The 16,099-nt window shown below is 73.6% G+C and carries 12 protein-coding genes and 1 tRNA gene; 5 read left to right on the top strand and 8 right to left on the bottom strand.

Translation table 11 applies throughout. The features are described from left to right. The first annotated feature begins 315 nt into the window (after nucleotides 1-315). The 3 genes from ACIP9H_RS36510 to ACIP9H_RS36500 all read left to right on the top strand — a co-directional run bounded on the left by ACIP9H_RS36510 (nucleotide 316) and on the right by ACIP9H_RS36500 (nucleotide 3,199). On the top strand, nucleotides 316-876 hold the full coding sequence (locus ACIP9H_RS36510; RefSeq protein WP_401583828.1) for a hypothetical protein: 561 nt from the start codon (nucleotides 316-318) through the stop codon (nucleotides 874-876). 611 nt (nucleotides 877-1,487) lie between these two features. Then, entirely contained in the window at nucleotides 1,488-2,684 is a 1,197-nt protein-coding gene (locus ACIP9H_RS36505) for an amidohydrolase family protein (protein ID WP_401583616.1), read from the top strand. A 146-nt stretch (nucleotides 2,685-2,830) separates the two neighbouring features. Further along, entirely contained in the window at nucleotides 2,831-3,199 is a 369-nt protein-coding gene (locus tag ACIP9H_RS36500; RefSeq protein ID WP_401583615.1) for a hypothetical protein, read from the top strand. A gap of 15 nt (nucleotides 3,200-3,214) precedes the next feature. Here ACIP9H_RS36500 and selD read toward each other — a convergent pair whose 3' ends face one another. Beyond that, nucleotides 3,215-4,246 carry a selenide, water dikinase SelD gene (gene selD, locus ACIP9H_RS36495; RefSeq protein ID WP_401583613.1) on the bottom strand — a complete coding sequence of 344 codons (1,032 nt, stop codon included), beginning with the start codon at nucleotides 4,244-4,246 and terminating at the stop codon, nucleotides 3,215-3,217. Between the two features lie 98 nt (nucleotides 4,247-4,344). On the opposite strand from selD, the gene ACIP9H_RS36490 reads away from it, so the two are divergent. Beyond that, a tRNA-Sec gene (locus ACIP9H_RS36490) sits at nucleotides 4,345-4,437 on the top strand. Nucleotides 4,438-4,460: 23 nt separating this feature from the next. On the opposite strand, the gene selB is transcribed toward ACIP9H_RS36490, so the two are convergent. From selB to ACIP9H_RS36460, 6 genes are all read right to left on the bottom strand, one after another. Beyond that, complete coding sequence (gene selB, locus ACIP9H_RS36485) at nucleotides 4,461-6,263, bottom strand: selenocysteine-specific translation elongation factor (protein ID WP_401583611.1); 1,803 nt, start codon at nucleotides 6,261-6,263, stop codon at nucleotides 4,461-4,463. Nucleotides 6,264-6,265: 2 nt separating this feature from the next. Next, the gene (gene selA / locus ACIP9H_RS36480; RefSeq protein WP_401583610.1) at nucleotides 6,266-7,603 is read right to left on the bottom strand and encodes an L-seryl-tRNA(Sec) selenium transferase; all 1,338 of its coding nucleotides are present in this window, start codon (nucleotides 7,601-7,603) and stop codon (nucleotides 6,266-6,268) included. Nucleotides 7,604-7,896: 293 nt separating this feature from the next. Continuing rightward, a complete protein-coding gene (gene nrfD, locus ACIP9H_RS36475; RefSeq protein ID WP_401583608.1) occupies nucleotides 7,897-8,910 on the bottom strand; it encodes an NrfD/PsrC family molybdoenzyme membrane anchor subunit in 1,014 nt (337 codons plus the stop codon). Next, nucleotides 8,907-9,932, bottom strand: a complete 1,026-nt coding sequence (locus ACIP9H_RS36470; protein WP_401583606.1) for a 4Fe-4S dicluster domain-containing protein — start codon at nucleotides 9,930-9,932, stop codon at nucleotides 8,907-8,909. Before ACIP9H_RS36470 ends, nrfD begins: the two co-directional genes overlap by 4 nt. Next, nucleotides 9,929-13,219, bottom strand: coding sequence for a formate dehydrogenase (fdh, locus tag ACIP9H_RS36465; protein ID WP_401963306.1), 3,291 nt, complete (start codon nucleotides 13,217-13,219; stop codon nucleotides 9,929-9,931). Before fdh ends, ACIP9H_RS36470 begins: the two co-directional genes overlap by 4 nt. 84 nt (nucleotides 13,220-13,303) lie before the next feature. Then, complete coding sequence (locus ACIP9H_RS36460) at nucleotides 13,304-14,488, bottom strand: cysteine desulfurase family protein (RefSeq protein ID WP_401963304.1); 1,185 nt, start codon at nucleotides 14,486-14,488, stop codon at nucleotides 13,304-13,306. Between the two features lie 71 nt (nucleotides 14,489-14,559). Here ACIP9H_RS36460 and ACIP9H_RS36455 point away from each other — a divergent pair, with 71 nt between their 5' ends. After that, nucleotides 14,560-15,144 carry a hypothetical protein gene (locus ACIP9H_RS36455; protein WP_401583602.1) on the top strand — a complete coding sequence of 195 codons (585 nt, stop codon included), beginning with the start codon at nucleotides 14,560-14,562 and terminating at the stop codon, nucleotides 15,142-15,144. A gap of 1 nt (nucleotide 15,145) precedes the next feature. Here the strand turns inward: ACIP9H_RS36455 and ACIP9H_RS36450 are convergent, their stop codons facing one another. After that, nucleotides 15,146-15,883 carry a hypothetical protein gene (locus ACIP9H_RS36450; RefSeq protein ID WP_401963301.1) on the bottom strand — a complete coding sequence of 246 codons (738 nt, stop codon included), beginning with the start codon at nucleotides 15,881-15,883 and terminating at the stop codon, nucleotides 15,146-15,148. Between the last annotated feature and the right edge of the window lie 216 nt (nucleotides 15,884-16,099).

Below are 16,099 nucleotides of genomic sequence, written 5' to 3'. Positions count from 1 at the left end.
CGGTGCGCCGGGATGGCGGGGAGGGCCGGGGCGCGGTGCCGACCCGCCCTTCGCGCGGGCGGCCCACCTGCGATGTCGGTGTCCCGTCGCACCGCGGGCACGCTTGCGAGATGCGTCACATCGAGCCGATGGTAACGATTTCTCGAGTAAGGGATCCGGGACGATCTGTTGTGATCACCTCACACTTCGGCGTACTAATCTGTCATCCGGTGTGCGGGTGTTCATCCGTTGCGGCTTTACCCGCCACGATGGATATCAGGAACGCCGGAACGTGCCATATTGGAAGCTGCCGACCGGTTGAGGACGAGAGGACACCTGGACTCAATGACGCACACCCCCCGGGACATTGAGGCCACGGCAGCGGCCCTCAGGGACGAGGCGGAGCGGCTCGAGGCCCAGAAGCAGGGACTCGAACGCGAGTTGGCGGCCGTCGCGGCACACCTCTGCTCCGTGCACAAGGCACTGGACGCCCTCCGCAAGCTCATGCCGTCGGCCGTCCCCGACACCGCCACGATCGGGCGCCCCAGGTCCGCCGCCCCGTCGTCCCTCGTCGGCCGCTACACCGACCTCACGCCGAAGTCCGCCGCCGAGGCGGTCAAGGTCGCGCCCGAGGCGGAACCCGGCGAACCGGGCACGGAGGGCGACGACGACGCCCACGCGACCGCGCAGCCGGGCTACGGCAGGCTCACCGAGCAGATCCTGGAGTACCTGGCCACCACCGACGGCGCCGAGGTCCGCGCGCGCGACGTCGCCGCCGCCCTCGGCCGGGACGCCAACGCGGGCAGCATCAACGCCGTGCGCAGCACCCTCGACCGGCTGGTCGGCGCGTCCCGCGCGCAACGCGCCGGCCGCGGCCTGTACCGCGCCGCCACCTGACCGTCCCGCGCGTCCCGGTGCGGTGAACGTGGTCGCCCCTGCGGTCCTCCCCCTGTCGTAGGTGAACACACTGCCGGAGTGCTGTTGTCGTCATGTGATCGTACAACGTGGTCCCGGCGGACCGGGCGCCGCGGCCGCCCTGTCACGTCCGCGGGGAACTCTCGGTGTACACGCACTTCTCGGGCGCTGAACAGCGGCTTTCACCTGCCGCCATGGCGCTGTGAAGGCTGCCGTCCCGGCCCCGCCATTCCTGGGAACGCCTCCGCCGGCCGCACACGGTGTGCAGAACGAGTGAAGGTGTGTGCCTTGCGTTCCGCACTTTGAGTGTCACTGAAGCGTGTATAGGGTTGGACCTCGTCTCACTGGCCGACGGTGGAGAACCGGCCGGCCGGGGACGACCGAGGGCGCGCGGCCGGAGCCGGAACGCCCGGAGCATGGCCCCGGGCGTCCAGGTCGGCGGCGCGGGCCTCATGTCCGCGGGCGCCACAGGTCCCCGCGGGCGGCGGCAGTGTCAACGGGGGCGGGGCACGGATGTGCCCTGCGGTAGGGAGCGCGACATGGTGGTGCGAGGAGACGTAAGAGGCAGGTCCCGGCCGAAGGGAAGCGGCCGGGTGCCGCGTCACCAGGTCCTGCCGGACTCCCACGCCGTGCGGGCCGAGGCGATGTTCGACGGCTTCTCCGTGTCCGGCCCCGTGACGGTGCACGTCCGGCGCGGCCGGATCGTCGCCGTGGACCGCACCGGCTCGGTACCGCGGGACACCCATGTGATCGACCTGGGCGCCGGCATCTGCCTCCTGCCGGGGCTCGTGGAGTCCGGCCTCCACCTGTCGTTCGACGCGAGTACGCACCCGGTCGCCTCGCTCGTGGCCGAGGACGACGACCAGGTGCTGACGCGTATGCGCGCGGCGGCCCACGAGGCGCTGCTCGCCGGCATCACGACCGCCCGGGACCTGGGCGACCGGAACTTCCTGTCCCTGACGCTCGCGGACGAGACCCTGCGGGAACCGCACCTCGGCCCCGAGATCCTGGCGTCCGGGCCGCCGATCACCACGCCCGGCGGTCAGTGCCACTTCCTCGGCGGAGCCGTCTCCGGCGAGGCCGCCCTGATCGAGGCCGTGCGGGAGCGGCACGCCCGCGGCTGCGCCGTGGTGGGGATCCTCGCCAGCGGCGGGGCCATGACGTACGGCTCGCCGGCCCATCTCCCGCAGTTCTCGGTGACCGAACTGCGCACCGTCGTCGAGGAGGCGCACCGCCTCGGCCTGCCCGTCGCGGCGCACGCTCACGCGACGACCTCCATACGGGACGCGCTGGCCGCGGGCGTGGACATCCTGGGGTACGTGAGCTTCTGGGAGGAGTGGGGCGTCACCCGCGACCTGGAACTGATGGCCCGCATCGCGGGCAGCGGCACCTTCGTCGGCCTGCCCCTGGGCCGGCGGGGCGAGCCCGTCAGGACCGGTTTCGACGGTCTCGCGCTGCGCGCCGACGGCATCCGGGCGGCGTCGGGTTCCCTGGTGCGGCTGGGGGCGCGCGTGGTCGTCACCTCCGGCGGCGGCGTGGCGCCGCACAAACCGCATGACGTGCTGCCGTACAGCGCCTGCGAACTCGTGGAACTCGGCATGACGCCCCTGGAGTCGCTGAAGGCCATCACCAGTGAGGCCGCCGCGGCGTGCGGGGTCGAGGGCAGGAAGGGCCGGATCCAGGCCGGAGCCGACGCCGACTTCCTGGCGGTCGCCGGCGATCCACTGCTCGATCTCGACGCCCTCCGCGACGTGCACGCGGTCTTCCGCGCGGGCGTCCGGATCCGCTGACGCCGCGGCGTCCCCGTCCGGACGGCTTGATCTGATCTGTCGTCCGCATGGTTGAACGGGCAATAATCGGCGATGTTGTGACGGTGCGACAGCAGTGTCACACGTCGTTGTGAGAGCCCACCCCCCACGGACACAAGGCGGATCGCATGACCAGTTCCAGGACACGCCCGCTCGCCGGTCTCGCCGCGGGCCTCTTCGGTACGGCACTGCTGGCCTTCGCCGGTTCCGTGCAGCCCGCCGGCGCGGCGACCTCCCCGGACGCCGTCTTCTACACCGGTGCCGGCAGGAGCGGATCCGCGATGACCGCGGACCTCGGCAGCACCGCCTGCCAGGCACTGCCGCGTCCCGCGCTCTCCGCGCAGAACCTGTCCGGCACCGACATCGCCGTCTACTACAACCCCGGCTGCCGTCCCGGCATCCCCGGCAGCAGCGGCGACACCGTCTTCGTCCTCGGCAGCCTCCACACGGCGGGCTTCGCCTTCCCCGCCCTCAGCTACCGGGTGCTCGACCGCTGACCCCCTGACCCGGGGTCAGCGGACGATCAGGCGGTTCGGGCCGGCCGGTGTCAGTTCGCCGACGACCGGGGCGCCCGGTACTTCGCCGGCGACCAGGAGTCCGCCGGAGGTCTGTGCGTCGGCGAGGAGGAGGCAGGTGAGTTCGTCGGTGATGCCGAAGTCGGTGTGGGCGGCGACCCAGTCGAGGTTGCGGCGCGTGCCGCCGCTGATGTGGCCGGCACGGGCCGCTTCCCACGCGCCGTCGAGGAAGGGGACGGCGGAGGGGTCGAGCACCGCCGTCACACCGGAGGCCCGGGCGAGTTTGTACAGGTGCCCGAGGAGGCCGAAGCCGGTGACGTCGGTCGCGCAGACCGCGCCCGCCGCCAGCGCGGCCTGAGCCGCGTCCCGGTTGAGCGCCGCCATCGTCTCCACCGCCTGCGGGAAGACCTCCCCGGTCGCCTTGTGGCGGTTGTTGAGCACGCCCAGCCCCAGCGGCTTGGTGAGCGACAGCGGCATACCGGGCCGCCCGGCGTCGTTGCGCAGCAGACGGGACGGGTCGGCGGTGCCGGTCACCGCCATGCCGTACTTGGGTTCCGGGTCGTCGACGCTGTGGCCGCCGGCCACGAGGCAGCCCGCCTGCGCGGCGACGTCCGCACCGCCGCGGAGCACTTCCGCGGCGAGGTCGAAGGGCAGCACCTCGCGCGGCCAGCACAGGAGGTTGACGGCCACGAGGGGCGTGCCGCCCATCGCGTAGACGTCGGACAGCGCGTTGGCGGCGGCGATGCGGCCCCAGTCGTAGGGGTCGTCGACGACGGGCGTGAAGAAGTCCGCGGTGGCGACCACCGCGGGCGCGCCGGGACCGTTCGGCAGCCGGACGACTGCGGCGTCGTCGCCGCTGTCGAGCCCCACGAGCAGGCCGGCCGCGGTGCCGCTGTCCGTCCCCGCCCGGGAGGCCAGCCCGGCCACGATCTCCTCCAGCTCGCCGGGCGGGATCTTGCAGGCGCAGCCGCCGCCGTGGGCGTACTGGGTCAGCCGCACGCCGGTCCGGCGGACGTCGGTTTCCGTCATGGTGCGTCGTTCCTTTCGTGGGAGGGTGCGCCGTGTGGCGCGTTGACAGGCCCGGGGGCCGCGGGTTCGATGGGCGCGTGGCCGGAACGGCGCCGCAGGGAGACGTACAGGTGCCTGGTGGCCCTCCCGGTCTTCAAAACCGAGGTGTCCGAGCAACTCGGGCAGGCGGGTTCGATTCCCGTCCGTCTCCGCCGGCACGTCGCACCCGGAGGGCTCATCCCGCGTCCGCCCCGTCCTCGTCCGGCGTCGGGCCCGCCCCGCGGCAGCGCCGAAGCGCCCCTTCGAGCCGCACCGTGCGGCCGTGCCGGTCCAGGTGTTCCAGCAGCGGGATCGCGACCCGCCGCGTGGTGTCGAGGGCGCGGCGCGCCTCGCTCGCGGTGAACGGCTGCTCCAGCCGCGCCAGGACGTCCGCCGCCCGCGCGTCCGCGCCCGGCAGCAGCACGATGCCCTCGCCGATCCGCAGCAGCGCGCCCGCCGCCTCGGCGGCGGCCAGCAGTTTCGGCGTCAGCCCGAGGTCCGCCAGCCGGTCGGCCTCCGGGGCGCGGAACGGCGTACGGGCCAGATCGGCGCGGACCGCGTCCACGGCCGCGGCCACGGGGGGCGGGAGCGCGGGGCGGCCCCGGCCGCCGTACAGTCGCCCGTCACTGTGGCGCAGCCCGGGCTCGGACGTCAGCAGCGCCTCGACCAGGGAGCGGTCCGGCAGCCCGAGCACCTGACGGGCCGCCTCCAGCGGCATGCCCGGTTCCAGGGGATGGCGCTCCGCGTGGTCGTCGACGGCCCGGCGCAGCCGCGCGCGCAGGTCCGCCCAGTGGGCCGGGTCCGCGAGCCAGTCCCCGGCCACGGGGCCGGACGGCGGGAGCACGCCCATGGCCAGGAGTTCCTGGCGGCGCACCAGCCCCCGGCGGCGCAGTTCCGCCGCCCCGTCGGCGGGCCCGGACGCGCTCCGCAGGTCGGCCGCCCGCGCAGCCGCCGCTCCCCGGCGGGTCAGGCGGGGCGGCCGAACGTCGAGGACGGTGATCCCCGCGGCCACGCGATGCCGCCCCGGATCGCGCAGCAGCGCGACGTCGGCGACGCGCAGCGGCAGGGGCGCGGCCAACCGCAGGCGTGCCGTGTCGTCGCCCAGCGGACGGACCGTCACCGGGACCGCCGCGGACCCCGCGTGCAGGGTCAGCTCACGGGGCAGTTCACGGGCGGAGTCGCCGCACAGCGACACGTCCGCCTGATCGGTCGTCAGCCAGCGGTCCGGGGTCAGCAGCGCGTCGCCCCGGCGCACGTCGGCGGACCCGGGACCGGTGATGTTGACCGCGACCCGCGCGACCGCCCCGACCTCCTCCCGCGGCTCCTTGAGGGACTCAAGTCCGCGCACCCGTACGGGCTTTCCGCTCCGCGCCAGGTGGAGGTGGTCGCCGACCCGCACGGTGCCCGCCCCGAGCGTGCCCGTGACCACGGTGCCCCGCCCCCGTACCGTGAACGCCCGGTCGACCCACAGCCGGACGTCGGCGGTACGGTCGGGGGCGGGCAGTGCCTGGGCCAGCCGGGCGAGCGCCGCCCGCAACGCGTCGAGGCCCTGGCCGGTCACGCTGCTCACGGCCACGCAGTCCACGTCGCCGAGCGAGGACTCCGCGATCCGGGCCAGGGCCTGCTCCCGTGCCGGGCCGGGGTCCGCGAGGTCGCAGCGGGAGACGGCGAGGACACCGTGCCGCACCCCCAGGGCGTCCAGCACGGCCAGGTGCTCCTCCGACTGCGGCTGCCACCCCTGGTCGGCGGCCACGACGAAGACGACGGCCGGCACCGGCCCGACCCCGGCCAGCATGTTGCCCACCAGGCGCTCGTGCCCGGGCACGTCCACGAAGGCGATGTCCCCGGCGTCCGGCAGCCGCGTCCACACGAACCCCAGGTCCAGGGTCATGCCGCGGCGCCGCTCCTCCGCCCAGCGGTCGGGCTCCATCCCGGTCAGGGCCCGCAGCAGCGCGGACTTGCCGTGGTCGACATGGCCCGCTGTGGCGACGACGCGCATCCTCACGACTCCCCGTCCGGCCCGGGGCCGGCGCGGCGCACGACAGCCGCCAGCGCCCCGTCGGCGTCCTCCGGCAGCGCCCGCAGGTCCAGCAGGCACCTGCCGTCCTCGACCCGGGCCAGCACGGCGGGGTCGGCCTGCCGCAGCCGGGCCGCGTAGGCGGCGGGCAGGGACACGGCGGCGCTGGGCAGGGTGACCCCAGGCGCCCCTCCGCCGCCGACCACCGCCCGCGTGCCGACCGCCCTGCTGTCGACGCCCTGCGCACGCAGCTGCTCCGCCAGCCGTTCGGCGCGCTCCCGCAGCCGCGCGGGGTCGGCGTGCAGCGCCGTACGGGTCGGGGTGGCGGGTCCGCGGACCGTCGCCTCCAGCGCGGCGAGGGTCAGCTTGTCCACCCGCAGCGCGCGGGCCAGCGGGTGACGGGCCATCCGCTCGACCAGGCCGGCGCGGCCGAGCAGCAGCCCGCACTGCGGGCCGCCGAGCAGCTTGTCGCCGCTCGCGGTGACGAGGGACGCCCCCGCGCGCAGCCAGGTCGCGGCGTCGGGCTCCTCGGGCAGCGCCGGCTCCGGCGCGAGGAGGCCGGAGCCGATGTCGGCGACCACGGGCACGCCGAGCCGGGCCAGTTCGGCGACCCCGGCCTCGCGCGTGAAGCCTGTGACGCGGAAGTTGGACGGGTGCACCTTGAGCACGAAGCCGGTGTCCGGTCCGACGGCCGCCGCGTAGTCCGCCGGCGTGGTGCGGTTGGTGGTGCCGACCTCCCGCAGCCGGGCGCCGGTGGAGACCAGCAGGTCGGGCAGGCGGAAGCCGTCGCCGATCTCCACGAGTTCGCCGCGGCTGACGACGATCTCCCGGCCCTGGGCGAGCGCGGTGGCGGCCAGCGCGAGCGCTGCCGCGCCGTTGTTGACCACATGGGCGGCCTCCGCCTCCGGCACGTACCGGAGCAGCGCCTCCAGCGCGGACCGCCCCCGCCGGGAGCGCCCGCCGGTGGTCAGGTCCAGTTCCACGTCCGTGGTCCCGGCCGCGGCCATGACGGCCTCGCGGGCCGCGGCCGACAGCGGGGCCCGGCCGAGGTTGGTGTGCAGCAGCACCCCGGTGGCGTTGAGGACCGGCCGGAGCCCGGCTGCGGTGGCCGGCAGTGCGGCCACGGCGTGCTCGGCGACGTCGGCGACGGGCACCTCGCCCGCCCGCGCCCGCTCCTGCACCCGCGCGACCACGTCCTTCACCAGACCCCGTCCCAGCCGCTCCGCCGCCGAGACGAGCCGGGGGTCCGCCAACAGCGCGTCGGTGCGCGGCAGTCGGCGCCGCTCGTCGGGCGGCGCGGTGGAGGCGTGCTCGCGGTCCATCTGGTGCACCTTCGCTCTGGCCCCACTGAAACCCCATCAGATTACGGGGACCGCGGCCAGGGGTGCCCGCGCCACACCGGTTCCTGTTGTGCGGAGGGGCCCGTCCGCGACACCGGGAGCGCCGGTCCCGTCGGCCTCGGCGGCCGTGGGCCCCGCCCGAGGCCGAGCAGCCACGCGGGCCACCGCGGTGTCCGGATCCGGGATGCCGCCCCCGGCGAGGGCCCGTGCGCGGCCCGCGCGCCTCAGCTCAGCGGCGCCGCTCGCGGTTGCACCGCGGAGGCGCCCGGGTCGTGTCAGCCGCTGTCGCTCCCCTGCGGGTGGCGGCCTTCGGCCCTGGCGTCGAGCCGCTCGCGCTGCGGCTTGACCACGTAGGCGGGGTCCTTCGTGGACTCGACCCCCGCTTCGAAGGTTCCGAAGCGCTGGAACGCGCTGCCCGCGAGCAGGGCCAGGCCGCCGAGCGCGGCGACGGTCCGGCTGCGCCGCGCGTAGGTGAGCGCGGCGGCCGCGCCGGCGATGGTCAGGTACTCCGAGGCCCTGCGCATCATGTGCGCGCTGCCATGGGTGAACGTCGAGGTCTCGAACTGCGGCTTGCGGTCGATGAGGTGGGCCGCCGCGATCTCGATCGCGGCTCCGACGACGGCCAGCCGGCGGGCCGGTGCCGCCTCGGCGACCGGCGCGCAGATCATCGCCAGGCCCGCACCGCTGGCGGCGGCGGAGCCGGTGAAGACGAACGGCAGTTCCCGGTGGGCCTCGTGCCAGGCCGGTACCGCGGTCTGGGAAAGCAGGACGGCCGTGTACGAGGCGAGAGCCGGGGCGATCGCGGCCGCGGAGATGCCGCTCAGACGCGCCGCCCACCGCAGGCCGGTTCCGAGAGTGCCCCGGGTGCGCCAGGACCTGGGCAGGAGTTCGACCATCGCGGCCAGGGAGCTGCCCGGCCCGTAGGAGAGCAGGATCCAGGTGCCCACCGACATCGGCGAGCTGGGCTTCGCCACCCGCATCATGTGGTGGAAGCGCAGCGGCCGACCGAGGTCCCCGATCAGGAGGTAGCTGCTGGCCAGCAGTGCCCCGAAGCCGCCGATGCGGCAGGACCGGCACAGATTCGGCCGACCGGTCAGGTCGGCGCCCGCGGCCAGCAGGGCGGCACCCGCCGAGAGTCCGCCGGTGAGGAGGTACGCGGGCACCATCCACTCCCAGACCGGCGGCTTGAGCACCGGGCGTCCGTAGTACGAACGGAAGTCCGCGCGGGGGACCATCGGCTCCTCGCCCCCGCCGCCTCCGACCGCCCTGCCGCCCTTGCGGCCCTTCACCGCGACCGTCCCTTGACGAAGACGGCGGCGGAGGCGGCCAGCATGGCCCCGGCGGCGACGGCCGCGTGCTTCCACATGGAGGGCAGGTCCCGGGTGGTGACGACCGGGTCCGGTGGCAGTCCATAGACCTCCGGCTCGTCGAGGAGCAGGAAGAAGGCGCCGTCGCCGCCGACCCCGTCATCGGGGTCGCGGCCGTAGAGCTGAGCCTCGGTCACACCCGCCTCGTGGAGCTGCTCCAGGCGGCGGTCCGCCCGCTCCCGCAGCTCGTCCAGCACGCCGAACTGGATGGAGTCGGTCGGGCACGCCTTGGCGCAGGCCGGCTCCAGACCGCCCTTGAGCCGGTCGTAGCACAGGGTGCACTTCCAGGCCCGGCCGTCGTCGGGGCGCCGGTCGATGACGCCGTAGGGGCAGGCGGAGACGCAGTAGCCGCAGCCGTTGCAGATGTCCGGCTGGACCACGACGGTGGCGAACTCGGTGCGGAAGAGGGCGCCGGTGGGGCACACGTCGAGGCAGCCGGCGTGGGTGCAGTGCTTGCACACGTCCGAGGACATCAGCCAGCGGAAGTCCGTACGGGTCTCGGCGCCGCCGGCGGCGCCGGGCAGATCGAAGCTGGGGAAGCCCAGGTCCACCGGCTCTGTGCCCAGTTCACCGCCGGCCCGGTGGCCCTTGCGGATGGCCTCGGCGGCCACCTCGGCCGTCGTCTCCGTACCGGACGGTCCCGTCGGCAGACCGACCAGGCCGGAGTCCTGGGTGCCCAGTTGCCGTTCCTGCTCGATGAAGGCGACGTGCCGCCAGGTGCTGGCACCGAGCGAGCCGGTGTTGTCGTAGGACATGCCCAGCAGGTCGATGCCGTCGGCGGGCACGCCGTTCCACTCCTTGCAGGCGACCTCGCACGCCTTGCAGCCGATGCAGACGGAGGTGTCGGTGAAGAAGCCCACCCTGGGCGGATGGTCCTCGGGATGGCCGGCGTCCGCGGCCGGGTCCGCCAGGGGGCCGAAGAAGCTGTTCCGGTGCTCGCTCATGAGGGGTCCTCCGGCCCGTGCGTTTCGTCCGGCGCCCGGCGACGGCCGTCGGGTGTGATCCTGTGGGCACCGGTCTGCGTGGTGATCCCGGCGCGGCGCCGGTACTCCTCGACGTACGCCAGGAGTTCGGGACCGCGGGGGCGCCTTCCGGGACGGATGTCGCAGGTGAGCACCTTGCTCTCCTGGATCAGCACGTTGGCGTCCGCGACCACGCCGATCAGGTCGTTGACCACGTCGCCAGTGGTGAGCCCGGTGCCGCCCCAGTGGTACGGCATCCAGATCTGGTGCACCCTGCGGCCCTCCAGGCTCAGCGGGGCCAGCCGGTCGGTGACCACCACCCTGGCCTCCACCGCGGTGCGGCTCGTGACCACATGAGCCCAGCCCATGTGGTGCAGCCCCCGCTCGGCGGCGAGTTCGGGGGAGACCTCCACGGTCAGCCCGGGCTGGAGTTCCGCGAGGTAGGGCAACTGGCGGCTCATCGCCCCCGCGGTGTGGTGCTCGGTGAGCCGGGAGGCGGTGAACACGAAGGGGAACACATCGCTGTGCGCTTCCGGCGGCGAGGGGTTGTAGGGGTTGTCGGGCCGTGCGTAGACCATCCGGGCGGGGTTGGACTGCTGGCCGTAGAGCGCGTTGCGCACCGGGGACTCCTCCGGCTCGTAATGCGTCGGCAGGGGGCCGTCGACCAGCCCGGTCGGCGAGAACAGCGCCGCCTTTCCGTCGCCCATCATGATGAACGCGTCGTCCCCGGCCAGCGCGTCGGGACCGGTCGCGCCCGGCGGCGGCCGGAAGTGCGGCGGCTTGTCCACCTGGAAGTCGGGGATGTCGTCCCCGGTCCACACACCGCGTTCCTCGTCCCACCACACGAGGGCCTTGCGCTCGCTCCACGGCCGGCCGTCCGGATCGGCGGACGCCCTGTTGTACAGGACCCGCCGGTTCAGCGGCCACACGAAGCCCCACTGGCCTTCCGCGGCCGGGTGCTCGAAACGTGAGCCGCGGCGCCGTGCGTGGTTGGTCTCGTCGGCGTAGACGCCGCTGTAGATCCAGCAGCCGCACGCGGTGGAGCCGTCCGCCTTGAGGTCCCCGTAGCCGCTCACGGTACGTCCGGTGCGCAGGTCGATGCCGTTGATGTGGCGCAGGACGTCCGCCGCGGAGGGCTCGTCCCCCTCCTCCATGGCGTAGTCCCAGGCCAGGTCGAGGACGGGCCGGTCGCGCTCGTCCCGCGAGCCCTCCAGCTTCTCGCGGACGAGCCGGCCGAGGTGGTAGAAGAACCACAGGTCGGAGCGGCGGTCGCCGATCGGTTCGACGGCCTGGTCACGCCACTGCACCATGCGCTGCGTCTGGGTGAAGGTGCCGGACTTCTCCACGTGCGAGGAGGCGGGGAAGAAGAAGACCTCGGTCTTGCAGGTCCCGGTGGAGATCTCGCCCGTCTCGATCTCCGGCGCGTCCTTCCAGACGGTCGCGCTCTCGATCATCGCCAGGTCGCGGACGACCAGCCACTCCAGGTTGGCGATGCCGAGCCGCTGGAGCCGCCCGTGCGCGGAACCCACCGCGGGGTTCTGCCCGACCAGGAAGAAGCCGTAGACGGTGCCGGCGATCATGTCCATGGCGGTGCGGTAGGTGCCGTGGTCGTCGTTGATGCGCGGCAGGTAGTCGTAGCAGTAGTCGTTCTCGGCGGTCGCCGCGTCGCCCCAGTACTCCTTCAGCAAGGAGATCATGTAGGCGTCGGCGTTCCCCCAGTAACCCTTGCGCATGACATGGCGCACGTCGTCGATGAACCTGGTCAGGCTCGTGTGCGTGACGTTGGGCATCGGCAGGTAGCCGGGCAGCAGGTTGTACAGCGTCGGGATGTCCGTGGAGCCCTGGATGCTGGCGTGGCCCCGCAGGGCGTAGATCCCGCCACCGGGCCGCCCCAGGTTGCCGAGCAGCAACTGGACGATGGAACCGGCCCGGATGTACTGGGCGCCGACGGAGTGCTGCGTCCAGCCCACGCTGTAGACGAGCGCGGTGGTGCGCTCTCGGTTGGAGTTCTCCGTCCAGGCGCGGCAGACGTCCAGGAACTGCCGCTGGGTGATGCCGCAGACCCGCTCGACCATCTCCGGCGTGTACCGGGAGAAGTGCCGCTTGAGCACCTGGAGCACGCAGCGCGGATGCTCCATGGTGGGGTCCGTCGCGATCCGGCCGGCCGCACCGGGCGGCGCCTCGTGCCCGCCGGCCGACTGCGCGGGGGTCGCGGAGATGAGTGTGCTGCCCTGCCTCCCGTCGCCCTCGTCCTCGCACTCGTACGCCCAGCTGGTGCTGTCGTACTTGGCGGTCGCCGGGTCGTAGCCGCTGAACAGGCCGTCCAGGTCCTCGGTGTCCCGGAAGTCCTCGCTCACCAGGAACGTGGCGTTGGTGTACGCCCGCACGTACTCCTCGAAGTGCAGGTCGTTGGAGAGGATGTGGTTGACGACGCCGCCGAGGAAGGCGATGTCGGTACCCACCCTGATCCGCACGTGCTGGTCGGCATGGGCGCTGGTCCGGGTGAACCGCGGGTCGATGTGGATCACCTTCGCACCGAGGGTCTTGGCCTCGGTGACCCACTGGAACGCGACCGGATGGGCCTCGGCCATGTTCGAGCCCATGATGACGATGCAGTCGGACCTCGTGAGGTTCTCCGGGTAGTCCGTGGCGCCGCCACGTCCGAGCGAGGTTCCCAGACCGGGAACGGTGGCGGAGTGTCAAATACGCGCCTGATTCTCGATCTGCAGGGCACCGAGGGCGGTGAACAACTTCTTGATGAGGTAGTTCTCCTCGTTGTCCAGAGCGGCGCCGCCCAGGCTCGCGAAGCCCATCGTGCGCCGGAGCGGGTTGCCTTGCTCGTCCGCGTCCTGCCAGCCGCGGCGCCGTGCGTCGAGCACCCGGTCGGCCACCATGTCCATGGCCGTCTCCAGGTCCAGGTCCTGCCACTCCGCGGCGTACGGAGCCCGGTAGCGCACCTTCTGCTCCCGGTGCGGCCCGGTGACCAGCTGCTTGCTGGAGGAACCCTTGGGGCACAGGCGGCCGCGTGAGACCGGGCTGTCCGGGTTGCCCTCGATCTGGACGACCTTCTCGTCGTGCACGTAGACACGCTGCGCGCAGCCCACGGCACAGAACGGGCAGACCGAGTGGACCACCCGGTCGGCCTCCTCCGTGCGGGGCCGCAGACCGGTCGACCGCTTCGACTGGACCGCCTTGCCGCGGCCCAGCCAGTCGGCCCCGGTGAGCTGCCGGTACACCGGCCAGGCCTCGATCAACCGTTTCCAGCCCATCCGCCTGCTCCTCCGTGCGGTGGCCCTGCGTCCTCCCGACGCTACCGGCCGGGAGGCCGCTCGCAAGTCCGGGCCAGGCAGGTGTCAGGTGCGGGACGGTGCTGCGGCGTCGCGGACCGCGGTGGTGAGCAGGGCGGTGGCCCGGTCGATGTCGGCCGGGTTCGTCCAGCGGCCGACCGACAGGCGTACGGCGGCCAGGGCGCGGGTGTCGTCCAGGCCCATGGCCCGCAGTACGGGGGAGGGGGTGCGGGCGCCGCTGTGGCAGGCCGAGCCGGTGGAGGCGGCGACCAGCGGCACCGCGGCGAGCAGCTCGTGGGCGGCGGTGCCGTCGATGCTGACGTTGAGGGTGCCGTGCAGGCGGTGCCGGGCGGAGCCGTTGAGGCGGATCCGCCCGGGAAGCGCCTCGGCGAGGCCGTCGTGCAGCCGGTCGCGCAGCGCCGCGGTGCGCCGTACGCCGCCGCCGGCGAGTTCCGCGGCGGCCAGCTCCGCGGCGGTCCCCAGGGCGACGGCGAAGGCGACGTTCTCGGTCCCCGCCCGGAGCCCGCCCTCTTGGCCGCCGCCGTGGACCAGGGGCTCCAGGCCGACCCCCCGCCGTACGTACAGGGCCGCGACGCCCTTCGGGGCGTACATCTTGTGGCCCACGACGGTCAGCAGGTCCACGCCGAGCTCCCGCACGTCCAGTGGGACCTTGCCTGCCGCCTGGGCGGCGTCGCAGTGGAAGAGCGCGCCGTGCGCGCGGGCCAGCCGGGCCAGCTCGGCGACGGGCTGGAGGGTGCCCGTCTCGTTGTTGGCGGCCATGACGGAGACCACGGCGGTCCGCTCGTCGAGTACGGCGGCCAGGCGGGCGGGGTCCACCAGCCCCTCGCCGTCCACCGGCAGACGGACGACCTCGGCACCGTGCAGCCGCTCCAGCGCGCGGCAGGTCTCCAGCACGGCCGGGTGCTCGGTGACCTGGGTGATCACCCGTGACCGGCCGGCCGGGGCCGCCAGCACGGCGCCGCGCAGCGCGAGGGTGTCCGCCTCGGAACCGGAGCCGGTGAGCACGATCTCGTCGGCTCCGGCCCCGATCAGTGCGGCGACCTGCTCGCGGGCGCGGGCGAGGGCCGCCCTCGGCCGCTCAGCGGCCGCATGTCCGCTGGACGGATTGCCGAACCAGCGCTCCAGCCAGGGCCGCGCCGCCGCCGCGACCCGCGGGTCGACCGGTGTCGTGGCGTTGTAGTCCAGGTACACCGGGCCGCCGTCGAGGCCCGGATGGGTCGGCACGTTCACGGGCGGCCTGCGCCTTCCTTCGATGTCCGGTAAGGGGGCATTATTTACCATGTGTCGGGAATGAGCGACTTATGGATGTCATATTTCCCGTTTCGGCGTATCCGCCGCTCGCCCTCGGCTTCTTCGGCCTGGGCACCGGTTACCTGATCTGGGGCCCGCAGGAGTTGTTCGGCTGGCCCCGACGCGACGAGCGCGTGGACCGCGCGCTGGGCACCTGGGGCATCTGGCTCCCGGGCTTCTGCCAGTTGCTGGCCGGCGCGATCCTCTTCGTCGGCCTCACCTGGTTCGAGGTCTTCAAGGCGCCGACCCTCTACATGGCGGCGCTCGCCTTCTCCGCGTACGGCATCCACTGGTTCGCCCTGGGCTGGGACCGCTACCGGGGCAACGACCCCCGCGTGAACGCCGGGGTCTCGGTGGCCTACATGGTGCTGTCGGCCCTGGGCGCGACGGTGTTCTTCGCCGTGAAGGACTGGCCCGTCGGGATCGTCTTCATCGGCCTGTTCCTCGTCTACGCCGCCAAACTCGTCATGTCCGTCGGCGTTCCCGTCGCCGAGCGGGCGATGGGGCTGTTCCGCATCCTGACCGCCTGCTGGCTCATGTACCTGACCTTCGCCGTCGTCGTCGACTTCGCCCTCGGGTACGACTGGCCCACGTAAGTCACCGCGGTCGCATCAGCAAGAGGTCCTCTCCCCACGCGTCCAGCACCGCGCCGTGCCCGGCGCGCCGGGCCGCCGGCTCGACGCGGGCGAACAGGCGGCGCTGCGTGGGCACGTCGCCGGTGCGCGCGACGGTGTCGACCGCGGCCAGCAGCGCGGCGGAGTCCCAGCCGGGAAGGGGGTACCGGGCGAGCTCCCACTCCAGGTACTTGTGGTACGGACGGGGGCGGCGGTCGAGGGCGAAGAGCAGTTCCAGCAGGAAGCCGATGCTCTCGGCGGCGTCGAGGCGGGCGGCGAGGCCGTGGCCGTCCCGGTCGTTCTTCACCGACCGGTAGAGGGAGTTGGCGTAGGCGTCCAGCCATCGGCCGGAGTCGCGGAACGCCTCGCCGGCGCCGAGGCGCGCCTTGGCGGCGACGATGCGGGCGATGCCCCCGTCGAGCCGGTCGAGCACGACGCGTGCGCGGGCGAGGGCGTACCGCTCGAAGCCGGGCATCCCGGCCGCGCGGAACGCGGTCAGGGTGACGACGACGAGGTCCAGTCCGGGGGTGCGGTGGCCCGTGAAGCGGGTGAGGTCCGTCGCCGCGCCGTCGGCGAGGACGACGTACAGGTCGTGGTCGGAGTACGCCGTGGTCATGCCCTCATGGGCCTGTGAGCCCTTGAGGACGAGACCGACGACGGCCGGGTCGGCGAGCGCGAGTTCGGTGAACGCCGCGTAGGTGAGCGGGAGCTGAGGGGGCATCGGTGATCTCCGCGGAGTGGTGGCCGGGCATGGCTGCCGGCGGCCCGCCTGCCGGGGGCCGCCGGTACCGTCCGCGGCGGCGCGGGGCCGCCGCCCGGGAGATCAACGCATCGACACGATTCTAAAGGGTGTTGCACAAGGCTCTGAGCTGGGCATCTTCTCTGTATGGCTGGGGTGTTACGGGCTGAGCGCGTGTGGGTGGAGACGTTCACGGGG

The sequence above is a fragment of the Streptomyces sp. NPDC088732 genome, assembly GCF_044751205.1.
Classification (GTDB): Bacteria; Actinomycetota; Actinomycetes; order Streptomycetales; family Streptomycetaceae; genus Actinacidiphila.
This window is presented reverse-complemented; position numbering and strand designations above follow the sequence as displayed.

What these genes read in the sequence shown, in the direction of transcription:
- ACIP9H_RS36500 (WP_401583615.1), top strand. Translation starts at nt 2,831, where the DNA reads ATGACCAGTTCCAGGACACGCCCGCTCGCCGGTCTCGCCGCGGGCCTC.
- selD (WP_401583613.1), bottom strand. Translation starts at nt 4,246, where the DNA reads ATGACGGAAACCGACGTCCGCCGGACCGGCGTGCGGCTGACCCAGTAC.
- selB (WP_401583611.1), bottom strand. Translation starts at nt 6,263, where the DNA reads ATGCGCGTCGTCGCCACAGCGGGCCATGTCGACCACGGCAAGTCCGCG.
- selA (WP_401583610.1), bottom strand. Translation starts at nt 7,603, where the DNA reads ATGGACCGCGAGCACGCCTCCACCGCGCCGCCCGACGAGCGGCGCCGA.
- ACIP9H_RS36470 (WP_401583606.1), bottom strand. Translation starts at nt 9,932, where the DNA reads ATGAGCGAGCACCGGAACAGCTTCTTCGGCCCCCTGGCGGACCCGGCC.
- ACIP9H_RS36455 (WP_401583602.1), top strand. Translation starts at nt 14,560, where the DNA reads ATGGATGTCATATTTCCCGTTTCGGCGTATCCGCCGCTCGCCCTCGGC.
- ACIP9H_RS36450 (WP_401963301.1), bottom strand. Translation starts at nt 15,883, where the DNA reads ATGCCCCCTCAGCTCCCGCTCACCTACGCGGCGTTCACCGAACTCGCG.